The 21,206-nt window shown below is 61.4% G+C and carries 22 protein-coding genes; 9 read left to right on the forward strand and 13 right to left on the reverse strand.

The features are described from left to right. Positions 1–47: 47 nt before the first annotated feature. Positions 48–722 (forward strand): Fe2+-dependent dioxygenase, encoded by a 675-nt coding sequence (locus tag IOC61_RS15055; RefSeq protein WP_195689546.1) that lies wholly within the window; start codon positions 48–50, stop codon positions 720–722. 322 nt (positions 723–1,044) lie between these two features. On the opposite strand, the gene IOC61_RS17825 is transcribed toward IOC61_RS15055, so the two are convergent. Next, positions 1,045–1,311, reverse strand: coding sequence for a GreA/GreB family elongation factor (locus tag IOC61_RS17825; RefSeq protein WP_195689547.1), 267 nt, complete (start codon positions 1,309–1,311; stop codon positions 1,045–1,047). Positions 1,312–1,697: 386 nt separating this feature from the next. Here IOC61_RS17825 and IOC61_RS15065 point away from each other — a divergent pair, with 386 nt between their 5' ends. Both IOC61_RS15065 and IOC61_RS15070 read left to right on the forward strand, forming a co-directional pair. Next, entirely contained in the window at positions 1,698–2,666 is a 969-nt protein-coding gene (locus IOC61_RS15065) for a GlxA family transcriptional regulator (RefSeq protein ID WP_229333164.1), read from the forward strand. Positions 2,667–2,746: 80 nt separating this feature from the next. Further along, positions 2,747–3,982, forward strand: coding sequence for a TauD/TfdA family dioxygenase (locus IOC61_RS15070; RefSeq protein ID WP_195689548.1), 1,236 nt, complete (start codon positions 2,747–2,749; stop codon positions 3,980–3,982). 111 nt (positions 3,983–4,093) lie between these two features. On the opposite strand, the gene IOC61_RS17695 is transcribed toward IOC61_RS15070, so the two are convergent. From IOC61_RS17695 to IOC61_RS17710, 4 genes are read right to left on the reverse strand one after another with little or no spacing between them, the layout of a single operon-like run. After that, positions 4,094–4,246 (reverse strand): hypothetical protein, encoded by a 153-nt coding sequence (locus IOC61_RS17695; RefSeq protein ID WP_229333165.1) that lies wholly within the window; start codon positions 4,244–4,246, stop codon positions 4,094–4,096. Between the two features lie 3 nt (positions 4,247–4,249). Further along, positions 4,250–4,390 (reverse strand): hypothetical protein, encoded by a 141-nt coding sequence (locus tag IOC61_RS17700; RefSeq protein WP_229333166.1) that lies wholly within the window; start codon positions 4,388–4,390, stop codon positions 4,250–4,252. Beyond that, positions 4,380–4,613, reverse strand: a complete 234-nt coding sequence (locus IOC61_RS17705; protein ID WP_324254727.1) for a glycine betaine ABC transporter substrate-binding protein — start codon at positions 4,611–4,613, stop codon at positions 4,380–4,382. Before IOC61_RS17705 ends, IOC61_RS17700 begins: the two co-directional genes overlap by 11 nt. After that, a complete protein-coding gene (locus IOC61_RS17710) occupies positions 4,610–4,795 on the reverse strand; it encodes a hypothetical protein (protein ID WP_229333167.1) in 186 nt (61 codons plus the stop codon). Before IOC61_RS17710 ends, IOC61_RS17705 begins: the two co-directional genes overlap by 4 nt. A 154-nt stretch (positions 4,796–4,949) precedes the next feature. Here IOC61_RS17710 and IOC61_RS15080 point away from each other — a divergent pair, with 154 nt between their 5' ends. From IOC61_RS15080 to IOC61_RS15100, 5 genes are all read left to right on the forward strand, one after another. Next, positions 4,950–5,189: a hypothetical protein gene (locus IOC61_RS15080; protein WP_195689549.1), complete on the forward strand. Its 240-nt coding sequence runs from the start codon at positions 4,950–4,952 to the stop codon at positions 5,187–5,189. 12 nt (positions 5,190–5,201) lie between these two features. Then, on the forward strand, positions 5,202–6,728 hold the full coding sequence (locus IOC61_RS15085; protein ID WP_195689550.1) for a sodium:solute symporter family protein: 1,527 nt from the start codon (positions 5,202–5,204) through the stop codon (positions 6,726–6,728). Positions 6,729–6,778: 50 nt separating this feature from the next. Beyond that, positions 6,779–7,591 carry a FadR/GntR family transcriptional regulator gene (locus IOC61_RS15090; protein WP_195689551.1) on the forward strand — a complete coding sequence of 271 codons (813 nt, stop codon included), beginning with the start codon at positions 6,779–6,781 and terminating at the stop codon, positions 7,589–7,591. Between the two features lie 108 nt (positions 7,592–7,699). Further along, a complete protein-coding gene (locus IOC61_RS15095; protein ID WP_195689552.1) occupies positions 7,700–8,968 on the forward strand; it encodes a Zn-dependent hydrolase in 1,269 nt (422 codons plus the stop codon). A 3-nt stretch (positions 8,969–8,971) separates the two neighbouring features. Next, positions 8,972–10,387: an amidase gene (locus tag IOC61_RS15100; protein WP_195689553.1), complete on the forward strand. Its 1,416-nt coding sequence runs from the start codon at positions 8,972–8,974 to the stop codon at positions 10,385–10,387. A gap of 172 nt (positions 10,388–10,559) precedes the next feature. Here the strand turns inward: IOC61_RS15100 and IOC61_RS15105 are convergent, their stop codons facing one another. The 5 genes from IOC61_RS15105 to IOC61_RS15120 all read right to left on the reverse strand — a co-directional run bounded on the left by IOC61_RS15105 (position 10,560) and on the right by IOC61_RS15120 (position 15,805). Continuing rightward, positions 10,560–11,081 (reverse strand): hypothetical protein, encoded by a 522-nt coding sequence (locus IOC61_RS15105; protein WP_195689554.1) that lies wholly within the window; start codon positions 11,079–11,081, stop codon positions 10,560–10,562. After that, positions 11,078–12,640 (reverse strand): sodium/proline symporter, encoded by a 1,563-nt coding sequence (locus IOC61_RS15110; protein WP_324254728.1) that lies wholly within the window; start codon positions 12,638–12,640, stop codon positions 11,078–11,080. The genes IOC61_RS15105 and IOC61_RS15110 overlap by 4 nt, the downstream gene beginning before the upstream one ends. A gap of 50 nt (positions 12,641–12,690) precedes the next feature. Further along, positions 12,691–12,822 carry a hypothetical protein gene (locus IOC61_RS17830; protein WP_267491317.1) on the reverse strand — a complete coding sequence of 44 codons (132 nt, stop codon included), beginning with the start codon at positions 12,820–12,822 and terminating at the stop codon, positions 12,691–12,693. A 95-nt stretch (positions 12,823–12,917) separates the two neighbouring features. Beyond that, on the reverse strand, positions 12,918–14,408 hold the full coding sequence (locus tag IOC61_RS15115) for a CoA-acylating methylmalonate-semialdehyde dehydrogenase (protein WP_195689555.1): 1,491 nt from the start codon (positions 14,406–14,408) through the stop codon (positions 12,918–12,920). A gap of 53 nt (positions 14,409–14,461) precedes the next feature. Then, entirely contained in the window at positions 14,462–15,805 is a 1,344-nt protein-coding gene (locus tag IOC61_RS15120) for an aspartate aminotransferase family protein (protein ID WP_195689556.1), read from the reverse strand. Between the two features lie 244 nt (positions 15,806–16,049). Here IOC61_RS15120 and IOC61_RS15125 point away from each other — a divergent pair, with 244 nt between their 5' ends. Further along, complete coding sequence (locus IOC61_RS15125) at positions 16,050–16,970, forward strand: LysR family transcriptional regulator (RefSeq protein ID WP_195689557.1); 921 nt, start codon at positions 16,050–16,052, stop codon at positions 16,968–16,970. Between the two features lie 100 nt (positions 16,971–17,070). Here the strand turns inward: IOC61_RS15125 and IOC61_RS15130 are convergent, their stop codons facing one another. The 3 genes from IOC61_RS15130 to IOC61_RS15140 all read right to left on the reverse strand — a co-directional run bounded on the left by IOC61_RS15130 (position 17,071) and on the right by IOC61_RS15140 (position 21,089). Beyond that, complete coding sequence (locus tag IOC61_RS15130; RefSeq protein ID WP_195689558.1) at positions 17,071–17,976, reverse strand: LysR substrate-binding domain-containing protein; 906 nt, start codon at positions 17,974–17,976, stop codon at positions 17,071–17,073. A 90-nt stretch (positions 17,977–18,066) separates the two neighbouring features. After that, positions 18,067–19,944 carry a TRAP transporter permease gene (locus IOC61_RS15135; protein WP_195689559.1) on the reverse strand — a complete coding sequence of 626 codons (1,878 nt, stop codon included), beginning with the start codon at positions 19,942–19,944 and terminating at the stop codon, positions 18,067–18,069. Between the two features lie 143 nt (positions 19,945–20,087). Then, positions 20,088–21,089, reverse strand: coding sequence for a TAXI family TRAP transporter solute-binding subunit (locus IOC61_RS15140; RefSeq protein ID WP_229333168.1), 1,002 nt, complete (start codon positions 21,087–21,089; stop codon positions 20,088–20,090). Positions 21,090–21,206: the final 117 nt, after the last annotated feature.

Raw genomic sequence — 21,206 nt, forward strand, 5'->3', positions numbered from 1 at the left:
CAGTTGTTTATAATCGAGGTTCATTTCTCGACCGACTGGAGCACCCCGTGATCCTCTGCATCGACCAGGCCATCTCCCCCGAGCTGCTCTCCCGCGTCCGGACCACCCTGACCGATGCCGCCTTCCGCGACGGTCGCGAGACCGCCGGCTGGCATGCCCGCACGGTCAAGCACAATCAGCAGGCCGACGGACGTCACCCCGAGATCGCCGAACTGCACAAGGAGGTGGCCAAGGGCCTGCAGGCCAACCCGCTGTTTCAGATGGCGGCACGCCCGAGGCGCATGAAACCGTTAATGTTCAGCCGTTACCGGGAAGGCATGAGCTACGGCAACCACGTCGACGATGCGATCATGGCCACCCCCCAGGGGGCGATGCGCACCGACCTCTCGTTCACGCTGTTTCTCAACGAGCCCGAGAGCTACGATGGCGGCGAGCTGCTGATCGATTCGACCGCTGGCGAGCAGACCTACAAGCTGCCGGCCGGTGCCCTGATCCTCTACCCCTCCTCCACCCTGCACCGGGTCGTGCCGGTCACCCGCGGTGAGCGTCTGGCCGTCGTCGGCTGGGTCCAGAGCCAGGTGCGTGACCCCCTGCAGCGCGAGATCCTGTTCGACCTGGATAGCACCCGCCGCCAGGAGTTCGAGGCCAATGGCAAGACCCGCACCTTTGATATGCTGTCGAAGAGCCTGGCGAACCTGCTGCGGATGTGGGCCGAGATTTAAACGCTACCGTGGACCAGCCCTTTGGGGCCCGAAAGGCGTATAGAAGAATGCCCGCTGTTTAGCGGGCACTCTTATTCCATGAATCCGGGGTTTATCCTGAAAAACTTATTCTTATACAACTCTCAATCCAACCAGCCACCCTGCTCTCAACCCAACTATCAATCCGGCTCTTCATCTGGCTCATCAGTTTAATTTAAAAACAGACCCTTGGCTTCACCCCCAGACAGAAAATTATAAATATTAATAATTCAATATCACTATAGAGAGGCGCTCCCCGAATAATTAAAGCCAGGATCAGTGGAGCTGCACAGGGGTTTTTTATTTACTGAACCTCAATGATGCGCACCTCTTTTTCAAACCCCATCATCACCACTTTCACGACCTCTCCCACCTTGGAGGAGAGCAGCGCCGCGCCGAGAGGCGAGAATATCGACACCAGCCCCCGTCTCGGATTCGCCTTGCCGGGCTCTGTCAAGGTATAGGTGCGTCGCTCACCCGTCGACAGGTCGACGATACGTATCATCTTGTCAATCGATGCCACGCTCGGATCCCCTCCCGCACCGGCCGCCAGTTCTTCGATCTTCTCCACGACAGATGCGTAATCGACTGGGCGACCTCGAAAGAAGAAGGGGTGACACATACCCTTGGAGAAAACCTTGCCGACCGAACGATTTGCATAAATCACTCTAGACCTCAAAGCCACTTTCACGCCTCAAGATAAATAGCTTGCCATAGCAGCCATGTTGCATATGGGATCATTACTGCCAAACCTCACAACCATACCCGGTATAATAAAAAAGGCAAGCCAGAAGACTTCCTTAGAGAAGTTGGCCAAAAACGCTGTTTAAAACACTTAACCAGGAAGAATCGCCAAAAACACCGAGAAAGTAGTATCATTTACTCCGCGCGCACCCTTGCAGCAAGGTACTGAAGAAAAACGTCCGGCAACAGGCCACCACCTCGGCACCCCTGACCATGAGAATTCAGCCCCCCGATACCCGTCCAGAACGCATCGGCTTCCTGCTGCTGCCGCGATTCGCCATGGTGGCCTTCTTCTCGGCGATCGAGCCGCTGCGCATCGCCAACCGCATCAGTGGCAAGAGGCTGTTCGAGTGGGACCTGATCAGCCGTGATGGTGAGCCGGTAATCGCCTCCAACGGCATGACCCTGAACGTCAGCTACTCGCTTTACGAGGCACCGCTGCTGCCCAGCCTGACGGTATGCGCCAGCTTCGAGCCACAGAGCACCATCGACGACGAGCTGATTGCCTGGCTTCGCAAGCGCGCGGCGACAGGCTGTGTGCTGGGGGGCATGGATACCGGTTGCTACATCCTGGCCGCCGCCGGCCTGCTCGACGACCAGACGGTCACCCTGCACTGGGAGTGCTTGTCCGACTTCCGCTCCCGCTTTCCCCGGGTCGATGCGGTCGAGTCGATCTACGAGGTGACCACCGAGGGCTTCTCGTGCGCCGGCGGCAGTGCCGCGATCGACATGAGCCTCGACCTGATCCTCCGCCGGCACGGCGAGGACCTGGCAACCCGGGTGCGTGACCAGTTGGTTCACGATCAGGGCCGTCGGCCTGCCAGCCGCCAGCGCGACCCCGTGATCCCCCAGGAGCCGCTGCTGCAACGCGCCATCGCGCTGATGGAGGCCAACCTCGAAACGCCCCTGGGCATCGGCGAGCTGGCCGACGAACTCGATATCTCGTGGCGCCGACTCGACCGGCTGTTCGCGCGTCACCTGGACACCTCCCCCCAGCAAGCCTATCTGGCCCGGCGCCTGGATCATGCCCACCGCCTGCTGCGCGTGACACCGCACAGCGTCATGCAGATCGCCCTGGCCTGCGGATTCGCCTCACCCTCGAGCTTCTCTCGCGCCTTCAGGCGACAGCATGGCCTCACCCCCAGTGAGCTGCGCCGGCAGGAACTGTCGAATCGTGCATAGTCGGTGTCGAACTCCGCCAGGCGTCACGGCCTCCCCACTGGCACTCTAGGCGGCGTTATGAATCCCCCGAGGAGGCCAAGATGACCACCGCACTTCCAGCGACACCCGATTACGACGCCTGGCCGATCGAGGCGCATCTCGAGACGCTAACCTTCTCGCCACGCCTGGTGACCGTGCGCTGGAGCGATGGCCGCGAGAGCCGCTACCACAGCATCTGGCTGCGTGAGAATGCCGCCGACGACTCCACCATCAATCCCGCCACCCGGGAGCGCATCCTCGACCTCTCCGCCCTGCCCGGATGGCCGGAGATCGCCGGCGCCGAAATCGATGCGGCCGGCGCACTATGCGTGGACTTTGCCCCGGAGCAACTTCGCCTGCGCTTTCACCCAGGCTGGCTGCATGCCCACGATTACGACAACGCCGAGGATCCCGAGGCGCCGCTGGTAGCGGTACAGCTCTGGCATGGCGGCCCCGAGGCGGCCCCGGAGAGTCTCGATGCCGGCGGCCTGCTCGACACCACGCCTGACAGCGAGGCCGAGGAGACGATTCTGGCCCCCGCCCTGGAAAGCGTGCTGGGCAAGGGGCTGGTGCGCCTGCGTGGCCTGCCCACCGAACCCGGCTCGCTGGAAGCCATCGCACGGCGCATCGGCCCGGTACGCCCCACCAACTTCGGCCTGCTGTTCGACGTCAAGGCCAAGCCGGACCCGGACTCCAACGCCTATACCTCCATCGCCCTGCCACCCCACACCGATCTGCCGACGCGCGAGTATCATCCGGGCCTGCAGATGCTGCACTGCCTGGAAAACAGCGTCGCCGGCGGCCAGGCGGTAATGCTCGACGGTTTCGCCGTGGCCGAGGCGCTGCGCCAGCGCGACCCCGAGGCCTTTGACACCCTGACCCGGGTTCACTGGTGCTTCGCCAACACCGCCCGGACCACCGACTACGTCTGGTACTCGCCGATGATCCGCCTGGATGATCGCGGCGAACTGCTCGAGGTACGCATCGCCGACTTCCTGCGCGGCCCGCTGCAGACCGACTTCGATGAGGTGGAGTCCGCCTATGCGGCGCTGATGACCCTGCAGGCGATGCTGCGTGAACCCGAGTTCGCCATCCGCTTCACCTATGCGCCGGGTGATCTGGTGATCTTCGACAACCGCCGCCTGCTGCATGCCCGCGACGCCTTCGAGGGCTCGAGCGGCCACCGCTGGCTGCAGGGCTGCTACATGGAACGTGACGAGATCCGTTCGCGCTACCGCATGGTGGAGCGTCGTCGCCGTGAGCGTCGCGTGGCGGCCAAGGGGCAGCAGGAGTCGTGACAGGCAAATGATGCCCTTGGGCATGCCTGCACGACCTCCCGAAAAGCACAGCGCCTGGCAGAGACTCTGCCAGGCGCTGAAGGATCGACTCGGCGCATAACGCCGTCGAGCTTACTGGTAGAGGGCGCGTACCGCCTCGACGCCTTCCAGCCAGCCGGCCACGATATCGAGGTTTTCACCGATCCAGTCGCTGGCGACCTCGTCCGCCGGCCGATCCTCATAGCTGTAGCCGTGGACCCAGGCGTTCTGACTCTCGATCTCCACCACTTACTGTGACTGGAAGCGGTGCAACTGGGGATGTTCCTCCGCCAGACTCGCCGGCACCACCGTCCACACCATACTGCCGATCTCTGCGATGCCCGCGCCGTCAGCGTTCTCCAGGTAGGCCAGCTCGAAGCTAACGTTCATCTAGTGCGATTCCCAACCAAAACTCGCTGTCGGCCATCTTGCGCTCGGCCTGTGCCAGCATGGCCGCCGTGGAGCTCTCGCGCAGATCCCAATCGCCGAGACCCGCAAGGTCGTTATCGATAGCCTTAAGAATGGCGGTATTGATACCGGCGCCTGCCTCGATGCCCTGTATCTCGCCGTCAAAGCGATCGCGATGGGCATCGAGACCCGTCACCGAGGTCACGCCGGCATCATGGACGTATTGCGGCACCACCAGCCCCTCAGGTAGACCTCCAGATCGTTGCGGGTCAGCCCTTCCAGGATGACACTTACTGCCAGATCGTTCTGACGTGCCTCATAGCCCATCGCCTTGATCAGCTGGGCAGCCACCTTCTCGCCCGGCCAGGGCGGTACACCGAAACGCACCACCTCATGGCTTGACGGTCTGGGCGCTCTCGACTATTAATATATTTATTCGCATAAATACAACAATTAGAACCGATACAACCACCACCTTCTCCAGATGGCTTATGTCAGACGGAGATTCCTCCCCCACTAACCAAAAACAAGGGGAAGCACAATGAGAACGACCCTCCCAACAAAGAAGCTCGCCATTTATGGCGGCATGCTACTCGGCTTCATTATGCTCGAAAGCCCCATAGTCATGGTGGCCAACAAAGTTGAGCCCATGATCATGGGTGCTCCATTCTTGCTCGTCTGGAACCTAGGGTGGTGGGCTTTTATCACCGCCCTTTTCCTTGTGGCCTACCTCACCAACTGGGGTAGCGGCAGCACCTCCACCGCCCAACGCAGCCGCTAAGGAGATCGTGCCATGACCGGTAGCATTTTCATTATTGCAGCCTTCATGATCATTCCCTTGCTAGTAGGTGTGGTTTCCGCCAGAAAATCGAAGGACACCAGTGAGGACTTTTTCGTTCAAGGACGAGCAATGGGCAGCATTGCCGTATTTTTCACGGTGGCCGCCACTTGGTGGAGTGCTTTTGCCTTCCTGGGCTCCAATGCCACCTTCTACACCAGTGGCCCTGTCTATCTCACCGCGCTGGCGTGGAACCTGCTGTTTGGTTTCATGTACTACTGGGTCGGCAAGCGGGTCTGGTTCCTGGGAAAGCGCTTCAACTACCTGACGCCTTCTGATCTGATGGGTGATTTCTATAACAGCGAGGCACTACGTCTTCTAGTCGTCGTGATCACCCTGGTATTCACGGTCCCCTATCTCCAGATCCAGCTAACCGGAGGGGCATATTTGATCGAAGTTGCCTCTGGGGGTGTTATCCCTTTCTGGCTGGCAGCTCTCCTCTTCTACTTTATAATTATTGTCTACGTTTGGATTGGCGGCATCCGAGCAATCGCCTGGACAGATGTAATCTACGGCGCACTACTATTCTTCGGAATGCTATTTGCCGGCTACTACATCTCCCATCAACTGGGAGGCCCAGCGGCTCTATTTTCCCAGCTTCATCAAAACTCACCTGAGCACCTGACCATGCCAGGGCCAAATGGCAACATGGGATACAGCATGTGGTTCTCCCTGTTCGTCATCGTGGCAATTGGAGCTTTCATGGGCCCTCAAATCTGGCTTCGCATGTATTCAGTCAAGAGTGGGCGCCTGTTTAACCTCATGCCTTTTCTTTTGGGTCTTGCGGCCTTCGGCTACTTTGGTTCCGTTCTGACTGGCTACAGTGGCGTTCTGCTTGAGCCAGGCCTGGAGAATGCTGACCAGATTCTGCCTGTCATGTTGATGAATTATGCACCATACATGATCGCATCACTTATAATGGCTGCTGGTGCTGCTGCCGCGATGTCTACGGCCAACTCGCAGATACATGCTGTATCTACAGTGGTGACCATGGATATCTACCAGCGCTATGTGAACCGCGAAGCGAGCCAAGCGAGAATTGTGACTATCGGCCGCCTCTCGTTAGTCGGTTTCTCCTTGGCTGCTTACATCCTGGCACTGACAGTCCCTGGACTTTTGGTAACTATTGGTATCGCAGCCTTGGCAGGCACCGCCCAGCTAATTGTACCAACCATCGGCGCGATTACTTGGCGACGCGCGCACCCTATGGCGGCATTCTGGGGACTGATTGCTGGGATACTGTGTGTGCTGTTTCTCACCTATGGCCCAACAGTCAGCAACCCACTTGGCCTGCATGCTGGTATTTGGGGGCTACTGCTCAACGGAGGGCTCTTCGTGAGTCTTAGCCTTGCGCTTAAGCGCAAGGACCACAATGTAGTCGAGCGATTCGTACAAGCTCGTCAAGAGTATGACGCAGAGTATCACCCCGAACGTCTGGAAGGTGAAGCCAGACCTGTAGGTGAAGCGGCTACGTCCCGATAAGTCCAGTGCGGGGCCTGCCCACAGGCCCCGCTTATTACAAGGAGCGATCCATGACCAATATCCCACCCCGGCGCCGGCAAAAACTAGCTGAACTTATAAGTGATGATATCAAGCGTTGGATCGCGACTGAGGGAATGACGGAGGGCGACCGCCTCCCCAATGAAAAATCTCTTATGGAACTCTACGACTGCGCCAAAGGGACAGTTCGTGAGGCCCTGAAGATTCTCGAAGTTGAGGGATTAATTACTCTTAAAACAGGTCCGGGTGGTGGGGCAATCCTGCATACTCCCAGCATGGAGCCGGCCAGCCGAATGTTGCGTAACTTTCTACACTTCCGATCGCTAGATGGCCACCATGTCTATCAGCTACGTCGACTACTAGAAATAGAGCTAGCCGTTTCCGTTGTAGGAAGACTTTCTGAGCAGGATCTGGAAATCCTGGCTGCCAACATTGATGCCTGCCAGAGTTGCCATCCCGGCGAAGAGGATCAACGGCGCCAGCGTTTCCTCGAGCTGGAATTTCACAATCTACTGGCTCGCGCTTGTCCCAATCCACTACTGGCTTTCATGTGCCGCTTCCTAAACGACATGCTACGCGACCTCGTAGTAGTCAAAAAAGCCTATGTACCCGAGCGACAACAGTTCGACAAGGCCAATCATCGCTACCACCGCGAACTAGTCGAAGCCTTCCGTGAGGAAGATCGCGAGCTAGTAGCTAGGCTGATGGACGAGCATATGCGTGACGCTGAAGAGCATATGTCGGCACTTGAGGCCGAAATGGCCGATCAGATGCTGGTTACTCATAACACACCTTACGACGATACAGCCTCGCCTCTTCGGCGGCTTACCCAGACTGAACACTAGCCAATAACGTTGCAGCTGCCTTAGCACGGCCACCTGCATTACATTTCTCAAAATTTACTCTTAATAAACAACCAGTTCTCTTACAAACAACCACAACGAGGCTACTTCATGACCACAGCTAATATCCAGCATCTCATAACAGAGTTACGTACAGACCAGCAACGACTTTGGCGATCACTGATGGAGATGGCTAGAGTCGGCGCCACCCCCAAGGGCGGTGTTAATCGACAAGCCTTCACTGAGCTCGATCGCCAATCACGCGAATTGTTCATCGAGTGGTGCCGCGCCGAAGGGTGCAGCATCCGCGTAGACGCCATCGGCAATATCTTTGCCCGGCGTGAAGGACAGGACCCTAGCAGTCCCGCAGTATTGACAGGAAGTCATCTCGACAGCCAACCCACCGGTGGCAAATTCGACGGCGTATATGGTGTGATGGCCGGGCTAGAAGTAATCAGGACCTTAAACGAGTCCGATATCCAAACCCGTGCCCCAATTGAGGTCGTCGCTTGGAGCAATGAAGAAGGGTGCCGATTCGCTCCCTGCATGATGGGCTCCGGTGTATTTACTGGTCAACTCAAGCTAGAGGAAATGCTTGCCCGGCACGACGATGAGGGCATCAGCGCAGGTCAGGCGCTAGAGGCCATCGGATATCGAGGCACGGATCATGTAACGCCAGAGAATATCAAGGCGTTCTTCGAGTGCCATATCGAGCAGGGGCCAATCCTTGAGGACACCGGCAATACCGTTGGTGTGGTGGTGGGAGCTCTGGGACAAAAGTGGTTCGACCTCACTCTGACCGGGTTGGAGGCGCATGCCGGCCCGACACCAATGACGCTGCGACGCGACGCCATGCTCGGTGCCGCCGAAATCACGCAGGCAATCAATCGAATCGCCAATACCTATCAGCCACATGGCCGCGGTACAGTGGGCGTAATGCAGCTGCACCCTGGCTCGCGCAATGTCATCCCCGGGCAGGTCAGGATGACCGTCGACATGCGCCACTTTGACAGCAATACTCTTGAAAAGATGGCAGCCGAACTGCGCGTGGCAGTTGAGGAAACGCGCCAACAACATGGACTCGAAGCCGAGCTGGTTGCCACTGCAGACTTTGCCCCCGAGCACTTTGCCGACACCTGCGTCGGTGCCGTGCGGCGAGCAGCCGAGATGCTGGGCTGCTCGCATATGGACATTGTCAGCGGCGCGGGACACGATGCCATCTTCATGGGCCGCATCACGCGGGCTGGCATGATCTTCGTACCTTGCGAGAATGGTATCAGTCACAACGAGATCGAGAACGCCACTCCCAGCGACCTGCACGACGGCTGCAATGTGCTGCTTCACGCCATGCTCGAGCAAGCCGGCGTAAGCGAGGAGTGATTCATGCCCCAACAGACCTCTCTTCCAACTCGTCTTGCCGAACTGACCGCTGTGCAAGCCCTCGAGCTCTTCCGCCAACGACTATTATCACCAGTGGAGCTAACCCAGGACTGCCTGGCACGTATCGAGCAGCATAACCCGACGGTCAATGCCTTCGCTCACGTAGATACTACTCAGGCGTTGACCTCTGCTCGTGCCGCCGAGGCGCGCTGGCATGCCGGCACCCCCTGTGGCCCCCTGGATGGCATTCCCACCACCATCAAGGATCTGACGCTAACGGCTGGTATGCCGACGCGGTTCGGCTCAGCTACCAGCGACCCTGATGACCCGTGGGAAATCGATGCACCGATCAGTCACCATCTGCGTCAGGCAGGCGCGGTAATCCTCGGGAAAACTACCTCACCGGAGTTCGGCTGGAAGGGAGTAACCGACAACCCCTTACATGGCATCACTCGCAACCCCTGGGACCACCGTCTGACACCGGGTGGTTCCTCGGGAGGTGCAGCGGCGGCAGCGGCCCTCAATCTGGGGCTGCTTCATCAGGGTAGTGACGCCGGCGGCTCCATTCGGATTCCCTGCAGCTTCACAGGCTCCTTCGGCATCAAGCCCACCTTCGGCTGGGTACCACAGTGGCCGGCCAGTGCCATGAGCCAGCTCTCACATTTGGGACCGATGACCCGCACCGCGAATGACAGCGCCCTGATGCTCAGCGTCATGGCCAAACCCGATGCTCGTGACGGGTATTTAGGCAACCCCCGCGCCGACGATTGGCTGACGCCGCCACCTACGTCGCTGAAAGGATGGAGGATCGCGTACAGCCCTGACCTTGGCTATGTAGATGTGGCCCCGGATATTACGGCGAGCACCCGAAAGGCAGTTGAGAAGCTGCAGGACTTAGGTGCCACGGTTGAAGAGATAGACCCTGGGTTTGACTCTCCTCTGGAAGTCTTCAATACCCTTTGGTTTGCTGGCGCCAGTCAGGTGCTGGAGCGCCTTGATATGGACCAGCAAGACAAGCTGGACCCTGGATTCCTGGGTATTGCCCGACGTGGCGCGGACATATCGCTAAGAGACTACCTGGCTGCCTGTCGCGCCAGAGAGCAGCTTACCGCGCAGATGCAGCTATTTCATCAGCAGTATGACCTGCTGATCACACCCACCCTCCCCCTCTCTCCCTTTGAGGCAGGGCACAATGTTCCCCCCGGCGGCCCCTACAGGGAATGGATGGAGTGGACTCCCTTCAGCTACCCGTTCAATCTGACCCAACAACCTGCCGCCTCGCTGCCCTGCGGCCTGGACGATCAGGGATTACCGGTTGGTCTGCACCTGGTCGGACCACGCTTCCAGGACCTCAAGGTTCTGCAGGTTGCTCGGCTACTAGAGCAACATCTGCCGGATCATCCCAACCTCGATCTCTAACCGGGATGGTGCCGGGGTGGCTCCCGGCACTCCACATTCCAATCTCCCGGCCTACCGCATAACGCAAGCCGGCAAAGGCTTAGAGCTGGGTACGAAGCAGGCACCGACAGGGGGATGAGCCAAACCGGCTTGCTCAAAGGTCCATCGCCCTTCTACCGCCAAGTGCGCCCGCTTACAGCAGGTAATAACCGCCATTGAGGGCATCGATCAGCAGCTCGAGATCGCCATGCCGTTCATGGTGAGCAGTGAGGCGCCACAGGGGCTTGCGAACGGTCTCGCAGCGCATCAGCTCGAGACCCGAGGCGCTTCGCCGCTTCAAACGATGGCGGCGCACCTGCATCACATGCTGGCGCGCCTTGCGCTCGAGGGGTGGAATCTCGAGCTCGGGGGATGGCAGCGTGGCAGCGCTCAGGGGGGTACCGAACTCGATGCCCTCCACTGTCGTACTGACCCCTTGGCAGCGATCGACCAGACAGCTCATCAGCTCCTGCCGCGACATGCCCCAGCGTCGAGTGTTCCAGCGATAGAGGCAGAGCAGATACGGGAAGCCGATCGGCTCGACCCTATCGATCGTGAGCTCGGCATCAATGGTAGCGACACGTCGTTCGAGGCCGTCGAGGGGAAGCCTGGCCTTGAGCCAGGCTTCCCGATCATCGGCGACGTCCACCACGGGACTCCCCGAGGGCTCGATCACGCCGGGCGCTCACTGAGCTTGAGCGTCAGCGCCTCATGTGCCATCTCGAAGCTTTGCTGCGCCTTCAGTGGCCTCGGCAGGGGGCGCAGTTCGGCGGTCTCCTCCATCGCCTGCAGGATATGCTCGGGAACGGGATGGCTGGTTTGCGTCAGCAGGCTGGCGACGACCATCGCCAGGCTGGAGAGCACCACACCGGCCAGCATGGGATGCAGGCCGGTCACCCCGTCCAGCGCCAGATACTGCCAGAAGAACGCCACCAGGCTACCGACAATCATCGAGGCCAGGGCACCGGGCGTATTGGCCTTTCGCCACCACACCGCGGCCACATACGCCGGCAGGAAGGCACTGCCCAGTACAGAGGTCGTGAAGACGACGATGGAGAAGATCGCCGGCGGCTCGAAGACGGCCACGACACCGCAGACGGTTCCCAGCAACAGAACGATCAGCTGGGACACTCTCACCATCTGTTTCTCCTCCATGTTCGGATTGATAAACCGCTCATAGAGGTCTCGCGCCGCAATGCTCCCCGTCTGCAGCAGGATCGAGTCGGCCGTGGACATGATGGCCGCCATGATGGCCGCCATCACGATACCCACCACGGCGGCAGGCAGCAGGTTCTGGGCCAGGGCGAAGATGGCCTGCTCAGGGTCGTCGAGATCGGGCAGCACCAGGATGGCCAGGGTGCCGAGAATATAGGGGGCACTGACGAACACCAGGTTCCACAGGGTGGAGTAGACGCCGGCGCGACGCGCATGGAAAGGGTTGCGCATTGCCATGTGACGCGTGACGACGTGGGGCCAACCCATATAGCCGATGGAGAAGATCAACAATGCCCCCAGCACGATTCCCCACTGCCCTTCATGGACGAGATCCTTGCCCCAGATGCTGAGTAGCGTCGGATCAATGGAAGCGATGGCCTGGTTGGCAGCCGTCAGGCCACCGACCTCCTGAAGCGTGGCGACCAGGATCCAGACGATGCCGATGATCATCACGAAGCTCTGCAGCAGGTCGGTGTAGGCCACCGCGCCATAGCCGCCCATCAGGGTATAGGCAAGAATGACGCCCACGGCTATCGCCAGCGCCACCTCGTAGGGCAGTCCTGTCACCAGTTCCAGGCCCTTGCCACCGGCGATGAACTGCGCCAGTACATAGGCGCCCAGCAGGGAGACCGACAGCACCGCCGCGATCAGGCGGACCCACTTGCTGGGATAGCGCTTCTCGAGATACTCGATGGAAGTCAGTGCCCCCATGATCTGGGAGAGCTTTCGCATCCGCCGTCCGAGAACCGAGAGGTTCACCACCCCGCCACCGATATCTCCCGCGGCATACCAGAATCCATAATACCCCTGGGTGTAGCCGAGAGACCCGGCCCCCAGGAACATGTAGCCACTCATGGATGTCGACTGCATCGTCATGGCGGTCACCAGAGGCCCTACATTGCGACCGCTAAGATAGTACCCCTCCATGCTGCTCGAGCCGCCTCGGCGCATGGAGATGACGCCTACGGCCAGCATGCCGATGAAGTACAGGGCAAGAAACAGCAATACCGTCGAGTTCACTCATTTTCTCCTGTCACGCGATTCTTGTTTTCATGACCAGCCGCCTCGACTCAGCGACCGGACTCCGAGTTCTTGAGTCCCGGCCAGCCTCGCGTTACCCAGAGGAAGCCCAGCGTGTAGAGCACCCAGAACACCGGCACACCGATGACCAGCCAGGTGGTGGATACGGGTAATCCGAACATCGTTATCTCCACTGCTTTTTGTTGATATTTTTGGCGTCTCAATCACGATGGCCCCGCCTAGGCGGAGCCACTTAGCCTCAACGAAACCACCGGGCTCAGGAGGGAAAGGAGAACTGCGCCCCCTCGCGCACGCCGGCGGAGGGCCAGCGCTGGGTCACGGTCTTGCGACGCGTGTAGAAGCGCACAGCATCGGGGCCATAGGCGGAAAGGTCACCGAACAGCGAACGCTTCCAGCCGCCAAAGCTGTGATACGACACGGGCACCGGCAGCGGCACGTTGATTCCTACCATGCCGACCAGGATATTATCGCTGAAGTAGCGTGCCGCCTCACCATCGCGGGTATAGATGCAGGTGCCATTGCCATACTCATGCTCATCGATCAGCCGCATGGCCTCTTCCATGCTGTCGACCCGCATGACCAGCAGCACGGGACCGAAGATCTCTTCCCGATAGCAGGTCATCTCGGGCGTCACATTATCGATCAGGGTGCCGCCGACATAGAAGCCCCTCTCGTAACCCTCGACCTGGACATCACGACCATCGACCACGAGGGTCGCGCCCTGCTCCGCGGCACTGGCGATATAGCCGCAGACCTTTTCCTGATGCGCCCTGGTGATCACCGGGCCGAAGTCGTTGCTCTTGTCGGAGAAGGGGCCGACCTTGAGGGTCGCCATCGACGCCTGCATCTTGGCGATCAGGGTATCGGCCGCCTCATCCCCCACGGCCACCGCCACGGATAGCGCCATGCAGCGCTCGCCGGAGGAGCCGAAGGCGGCTCCGGTCAGCGAGTTGACCACATTTTCCATATCGGCATCGGGCATGACGATGGCGTGGTTCTTGGCGCCACCCAGTGCCTGACAGCGCTTGCCGTTGGCGCTGGCCCGCGAGTAGATATACTCGGCGATCGGCGTGGAACCGACGAAGCTGACGGCCTGGACGCGCTCGTCATCGAGCAGGGTGTCCACGGCCTCCTTGTCGCCATTGACCACATTGAGCACGCCCGCGGGCAGGCCCGCCTCCAGCGCCAGCTCGGCGATAAAGAGTGCCGAGGTCGGGTCGCGTTCCGAGGGCTTGAGCACGAAGGTGTTACCACAGGCGATGGCCATGGGGTACATCCAGAGCGGCACCATGGCGGGGAAGTTGAACGGCGTGATGCCGGCCACCACCCCCAGGGGCTGATGCTCGCTCCAGGAGTCGATGCCCGGCCCGGTATTCTTGCTGTGCTCTCCCTTGAGCAGCTCCGGCGCGCCGCAGGCGTACTCGACATTCTCGATACCGCGGGCCAGCTCCCCCTGGGCATCGTGGGAAATCTTGCCATGCTCTTCACCGACCAGGCGAACGATCTCCTCGGCATGCTCCTCCAGCAGCTGCTTGAAACGGAACATGACCCGGGCCCGCTTGGCCGGGGGCGTATTGCGCCAGGCCGGGAAGGCCGCCTGAGCCGCGGCGATGGCCTCCTCGACGGTCGCCCTGCTGGCCAGGCTGACCTGGCCCTTCACCTCACCGGTGGAGGGGTTGTAAAGATCCTGGCTGCGCCCTTGGCGGTCGACACGAGCGCCGTTGATCAGGTGGCCGAGTGCTGTCATGAATTACCTCTTGCTGTTGCATTGTTGTGGGAAAATTCCGCCGTGAGAAAGGCTCAGTCCAGCTCGCCGATGACCTCGCCAAGCACATTGACGACCCGATCGACCTCCTCTTTCTCGACGATAAAGGGCAGGCCCAGCTGGATGGTGTCGGCGCCATAACGCACATAGAAGCCCTTCTCCCAGCACTTCATGGCGATCTCGAAGGGGCGGCGGGCCGGCTCGCCGGGGTAGTGTTCGATCTGCAGGGCACCGGCGAGGCCGTAATTGCGAATATCACTGATATAGCGAATCCCCTTGAGGCTGTGCAGGGCGTCCTCGAAGAGCGGACTCATCTGGCGCACCCGCTCGATAAGATTGTCCTGCTCCAGGATATCCAGTGAAGCCATGGCCGCGGCGCAGGCCACCGGATGACCGGAGTAGGTGTAGCCATGGGGCAGCTCGAGCATATAGTCGGGTCCCCCCTGCTCCATGAAGGTGTTGTAGATCTCGCCGGTGACCATCACGCCACCCATGGGCACCGCGCCGTTGGTGAGCTGCTTGGCGAAGTTCATCATGTCGGGAACCACCCCGAAGGCGTCGGCCCCGGTCATGGCTCCCATGCGCCCGAAGCCGGTGATCACCTCGTCGAAGATCAGCAGGATATCGTTGGCATCGCAGATCTCACGCAGACGCTGCAGGTACCCCTGGGGCGGAGGAATCACGCCAGCCGAACCGGCCAGCGGCTCGACGATGACCGCGGCGATATTGGAGGCATCATGCAGCGCGATCAGCTCCAGCAGATCCTCGGCCTTCTCGGCGCCGCGCTCGGGCATGCCCCGAGTAAAGGCGTTCTCGGCCATCAGGGTATGGGGCAGGTGATCCGCGTCCACGCCCTGACCGAACAGCGCTCGGTTGGCACCGATGCCACCCAGGCTGATGCCGCCGAAGTTGACCCCGTGATAGCCCTTGGCCCGGCCGATCAACTTGGTCTTTGTGGGTTTGCCCTTCTTGCGCCAGTAGGCACGGGCGATCTTCAGGGAAGTGTCGGCGCTCTCGGAGCCTGAGCCGGTAAAGAAGGCGTGGTCCAGCCCTTCCGGCGTCAGCTCACGCAGCCGATGGGCCAGCTCGAAGGCCTTGGGGTGGCCAAACTGGAAGGCCGGCGCATAATCCAGCTCGCGCAGCTGCCGGCTGACGGCATCGGCAATCTCGGGGCGAGAGTGCCCGGCACCGCTGGTCCATAGTCCGGAAAGGCTATCGAAGACCCGACGGCCATCGGCATCGATCAGGTAGCTACCCTCGGCGCCGACGATGATCCGCGGGTCGCGCTTGAACTGACGGTTGCCGGTGTAGGGCATCCAGTAGGCATCCAGCTGCTCGGCGCTCAAGCCGGCGGCGTGGCGAAACTGCTGTGCGGTCATGATGTTGACCTCCCCTGTTGTAGCGATCTGCCGTGCTGCCATGGCGATCTATTGTTGCTATCGGTTGTAAGTATCGGTTGTCGGTGCCGATGTGCATTACCACCCTCAAGCTAGCCCCTGGCTTGCATCAATTAAATCACAAGCTGTTTAATCTCATGCAAGCGATCACTTACCTAACTAGGCGCCGAGACATTCGGCACCCGACATCCACGCCAACAAGACAAACAAGAGGAGGCGAGACGCCATGACACGGCGCAGGAGTACGCCCATGGGGCAGCCCGGAGACGCCGACCTGCGTCTGCTGCGGATCTACCGCAAGGTGGTGGAGTGCGGGGGATTTTCCGCCGCCGAGGTAGCACTCGGCATCAGCCGCGCCGCCATCAGCATGGCCATGAACGACCTGGAGACCCGGCTCGGCCTGCGCCTCTGCCAACGCGGACGCAGCGGCTTCGCCCTGACCGACGAGGGAGCCGAGGTCTACGAGTCGACCCTGCAGCTGCTCGCTGCCGTGGAGGGGTTTCGCACCCGGGTCAACGGCCTGCATGCCCAGCTGAAGGGAGAGCTCAACATCGGCATCACCGACAACCTGGTGACGATGCCCGAGATGCATATCACCGACGCCCTCAGCGCGCTCAAGGAGCGCGGCCCCGAGGTGCGCATCAATATCCGCATGATTCCCCCCAGCGATATCGAGATGGCGGTGCTCGATGGGCGACTCCACACCGGGGTGATTCCCGACCTCAAGGTGCTACCGGGGCTGCATTACCTCTCTCTCTACGCCGAGGAGTCGCGTCTCTACTGCTCCAATGAGCATGCGCTGTTCGATAGGAAGAGCATCGACGAGGAGGCTCTGGCCGACCACGATGCCGTGGTCCCCGCCTACGCCCAGACCCCCGAGATCAAGGAAGTTCATGAGCCACTGAAGGAGGCCGCCTCGGCCAGTGACCGCGAAGGCATCGCCTTCCTGATCCTCTCCGGCCGCTTTATCGGCTATCTGCCGACCCACTACGCGGAAGGCTGGGTCCGCGAGGGGCGCATGCGCGCCCTGTGCCCCGAGAGGTGGCGTTACTGCACCCACTACAGCGCCATCACGCGCAAGGGCGCACCACCCAATCTCGTGCTGGAGAGCTATCTCGAGGAGCTGACTCGTCTGGTGCAGACATAAGCGGAGGGCGATGTACTCTTGGGCAGGCAGGGTCACCACCCCATGTCCTGGCCGAGCGCGGCGGCGATGATGCAAGACTCGCCACACCGAGAGCCGACCGTCACGCCTGCAGCTCGGAGTCGGCGGCGGCCTCCAGCAGATGATTGACGAAGTGGCGAACCTTGGCCAGTTCGCCCAGGTGTTCCGGATAGACGAGATAGTAGGCGTTGGGGCTGCCGAGCACCGCCGGCCAGGCCGGCACCAGGGCACCCTGCTCCAGCTCGTTCAGGATCATGAAGCGAGGAATCAGCGCCAGGCCGCCGCCGGCCATGACCGTTCCGATCAGGGTTTGAAAGGTTTCAAAGCGGATGCCGTGATAGCTCTTGTCGGTGCTGGTCCCCTGGCCGGCGAACCAGCGGTGCCAGGCGTCGGGGCGAGTCGACAGATGCAGCAGCCGGCAATCGGCCAGGTCGTCGGGGGAGGTCAGCCGTCGACGCGCCAGGTAGCCGGGAGCCCCCACCGCCACCACCTCTTCATCGAACAGCTTGTGACACTCGAGGTTGGGCCAGCTGCCATGGCCATGGAAGATCGCCACATCGATGCCGTCGTTCTCCAGGTCGAAGGTCTCGACGCGTTCGGTCAGGTGCAGGGTAATGCCGGGATGGGCCGTGAAGAAGGCCGGCAGATGCTGTGCCAGCCAGCGGGTGCCGAAGGTGGGCAGGGTGGTGACGTTGAGCACCTCGCCATGACCGCTGTAGGTCATGATGGCATTGGCCGACATCTCGAGATGCGCCAGAATCTTGCGCACCTCGGTCAGGTAGAGCGAGCCTTCCGGGGTCAGCACCAGAGTGCGCCGCAGTCGCCGGAACAGCTTGTGCTGCAGGTAGTCCTCGAGCTGCGCCACCTGCTTGCTGATGGCACTCTGGGTGATGCTCAGCTCGTCCGCCGCCCGAGTGAAACTCAGATGCCGGGCGGCGGCTTCGAAACACTGCAGAGTGGTGGTCGAGGGTAGATGACGAGCCTTCATGGACGCCGACTCCAGCGCAAAAAAGGTCATTCTACCCCAGACGGTCAGCTCGAACAGAGGCCTCGCGGCCGTAGCCGCGGGGCCTCTGCATCAGGCCAGTGCGCCGTCCCGGGGCTGCTCCGGGCGGCGTGACTGCCACCAGGCCAGCAGCGCCAGCGCCACCAGCCCCAGGGTGCTGGTGATTGGCTCCGGCGCCACCATGGCCAGGCCGGCCACCAGCAGCACCAGACGCTCCCAGGCCAGGGTGTCGCGCACGAAGTGGCCCATCAGGGCCGCACTCACCCCGACCAGCCCCACCAAGAGGAAGCCCACCGCCGTCACCAGGCCGAGCGGCGTGGCGTCGATCATTACCAGCGCCGGATTGTAGATCAGCGCATAAGGAATGATGAAGGCGCCGATCGCCAGTTTCAGCGCGGTCACCCCGGTCTTCATCGGATTGGCGCCGGCGATGCCCGCCCCGGCGTAGGCGGCCAGGCATACCGGTGGGGTGATGTCGGCCACGATCCCGAAATAGAACACGAACAGGTGCACTGCCATGGGGGCCAGGCCGAACTCGTTGATCAGGGCCGGCGCTGCGATGGTGGCGGTCACCACGTAGTTGGCGGTGGTCGGCAGCCCCATGCCCAGCACGATGCAGGCCAGCATGGTGAAGATCAGCGCCAGGATCAGGGTGCCGTCGGCCAGGCTGATGATGCCGGCGGCGAACTTGGCGCCCAGTCCGGTCATGCCCACCACGCCGGCGATGATGCCGGCGGTGGCCACGGCGGCGATCACCGGCAGTGCCACCCGGGCGCCCTTGTCGAGCAGCCGCACCAGCTTGGCCGGCGAGGGGCGCGTCTCCTTGCGAATCAGGCTGACCGCCAGGGCGGCGGCGATGCCCAGCAGCGCGGCGCGCTGAGCGGTAAAGCCGACGCTGACCGTGGTCACGATCACCGCCAGTGGCAGCAGCATATAGCCCTGGCGCAGCAACAGCTTGCGCTTGCTGGGCAGCTGATCCTTGGGAATGCCCAGGATGCGGCTGCGCTTGGCCTCGAAGTGAACGCCGATGAAGATTCCGGTGAAGTACATCAGTGCAGGAATCAGCGCCGCATACATGATCTCGCGGTAGGAGACCCCCACGTACTCCACCATGATAAAGGCGGCAGCGCCCATCAGCGGTGGCATGATCTGCCCGCCGGTGGAGGCCGAGGCTTCGGTGGCGGCAGCCATCTCGGGGCGGAAGCGGGCGTTCTTCATCATCGGGATGGTGAACGAGCCCGACGCCACGGTATTGCCCACCGAGCTGCCCGAGATCATGCCCTGCAGGGAGCTGGCAATCACCGCAGCCTTGGCGGTGCCGCCGGTGAAGCGGCCGGTGGCGGCGAAGGCCAGCTCGTTGAAGAAGCGGCCGACCCCGGTCTGGATCAATACCACGCCGAAGAACAGGAACAGGAAGATGAACTTGGCCGAGATCTGCAGCGGCGTGCCGAACACTCCGCTTTCGCGGAACCACAGATAGGGCATGATATCGTGCAGGGCGAAGCCCGGATGCGACAGCAGCTGCGTGGGAATGTGGTTGCCAAGCAGCGCATAGGCCAGCGCCAGCAGTGCCACGATCACGATCGGCAGGCCCACGGTGCGGCGCGTCGCCTCCAGCACGAACAGCACACCCAGCCCCGCCACGATCAGGTCCAGGGTCGAGTAGCCGGTGATGCGGGCGCGCAGCACCTGATCGTAGAACAGGATCTTGTAGTAAGCGCCGAAGGTGGCGACAAAGGCCAGCACCACATCGTACCAGGGCACCCCCTGACGCGCGCCGGCACCGCGATGGGCGGGAAATAGCAGAAAGATCATCCCGAGCGCCAGGCCCAGATGGACCGCGCCCTGCTTCTGCGAGGGCAGGGTGCCGAAATAGCCGGTATAGAGGTGAAAGGTCGTCAGCGCGATGCCGAGCAGCGAGACCGCCCAGCCCCAGCGGCCGAGCGTCACTCTGACGCTTGACTCGCGGTCGTACTTCTCTAGTAGCGCCTGAGTGTCGTCAGGACTTTTTTTTTAACTGCGGCGTCTTGAGTCACGACAGGGTCTCCGATGGCCCCGCGGCACCGCCGAAGGCGGCGCCGCGGCGGCGTGGGTTACTGAGCGAGGTCGTTCAGGTCGGTGATGCCGCTGGCGTCGCGGGTCACGATCTGAATGACTTCCGGATAGATATGGCCGATGAAGGCGACGTTGCCGATGGCGTTACCATCGAACTCGCCGCTGCCGGCCACCGCGTCCTGGGCCGGTGCATGCACGGTCATGCCCAGGTCCATGCGGTCATCTCGGATGCTGACCAGGTTCTCGATCGAAGCGCCTGTCTCGATGTTGGTGAAGTTGGCACCGTCCAGATAGTTGTTCCAGATGGTGGCCATCTCGCCGCCGAGGGGGTAGTAGGTGCCACCCTGGCTGCCGGTGCCCAGAATGAACTCGCCCTTCTCCTCGCTGATGTCGAGCTCGGCCACCGGATTGTCGACCTGAAGCCCCTGCTCCTCGTAGTAGCGCTTGGCGCCCGGATGGATCGGCAGACCCTCGGCGCCGTTCAGTGCATTGTCCAGGGTCATGAACGCGGACTGGGAGTGGGTGTTCTCGGCGGCCTTCTCGTGCATCAGGCGGGCCAGCTCGTAGCCCAGCTCCTCATCGATGCTGTGGGTGTTGCCCACCAGCACCGCGTAGGCGGTTACCGTGGTCACGTCCTCTGCAAGAAACTCATAGCTGTCCTTGGGGATCACGAAACGGCGGTAGGCACTGTTAGCCTCGATGTATTCCACCGCTTCATCATCCAGGCCGATCATGCGCACGTCGCCGGCGGCTGCCTGCAGGTTCTCGATGCTGCCGGAAGGCAGGCCGAGAATGCCGATGGAGAGATCGATGTTGCCGTCCTGAACGCCGTCCAGGGCGGCGCCGAAGCCCTCCTGGTAGGCGCTGTAGTCGTCCTCGGTAACACCGTGGGCATCGAGAATCAGGCTGGACACCTGCTGGGTGGTGCTGGCCGGCGGACCGATCGCCACATTGGGGGTGGACGAGCCGGCATCGCTGCAGGCACCGAGCAGGGTCGCGGCGGCGATGGCCACGGCGACCGGCATCAGGGGATAGGGCATGGGGCGCTCCTGTCAGGGGGTTGGGGTGGCCTAAGGGCTCTTGTAGGTAGTTCATCGGTTGCTGTGCCAAAGCGGCCGGCATTGGTATCACGAGGGGGTGCCTTTGACAAAAGAAAT

Origin of the sequence: Halomonas sp. KAO (assembly GCF_015595025.1) — a bacterium.
Lineage (GTDB): Bacteria > Pseudomonadota > Gammaproteobacteria > Pseudomonadales > Halomonadaceae > Halomonas.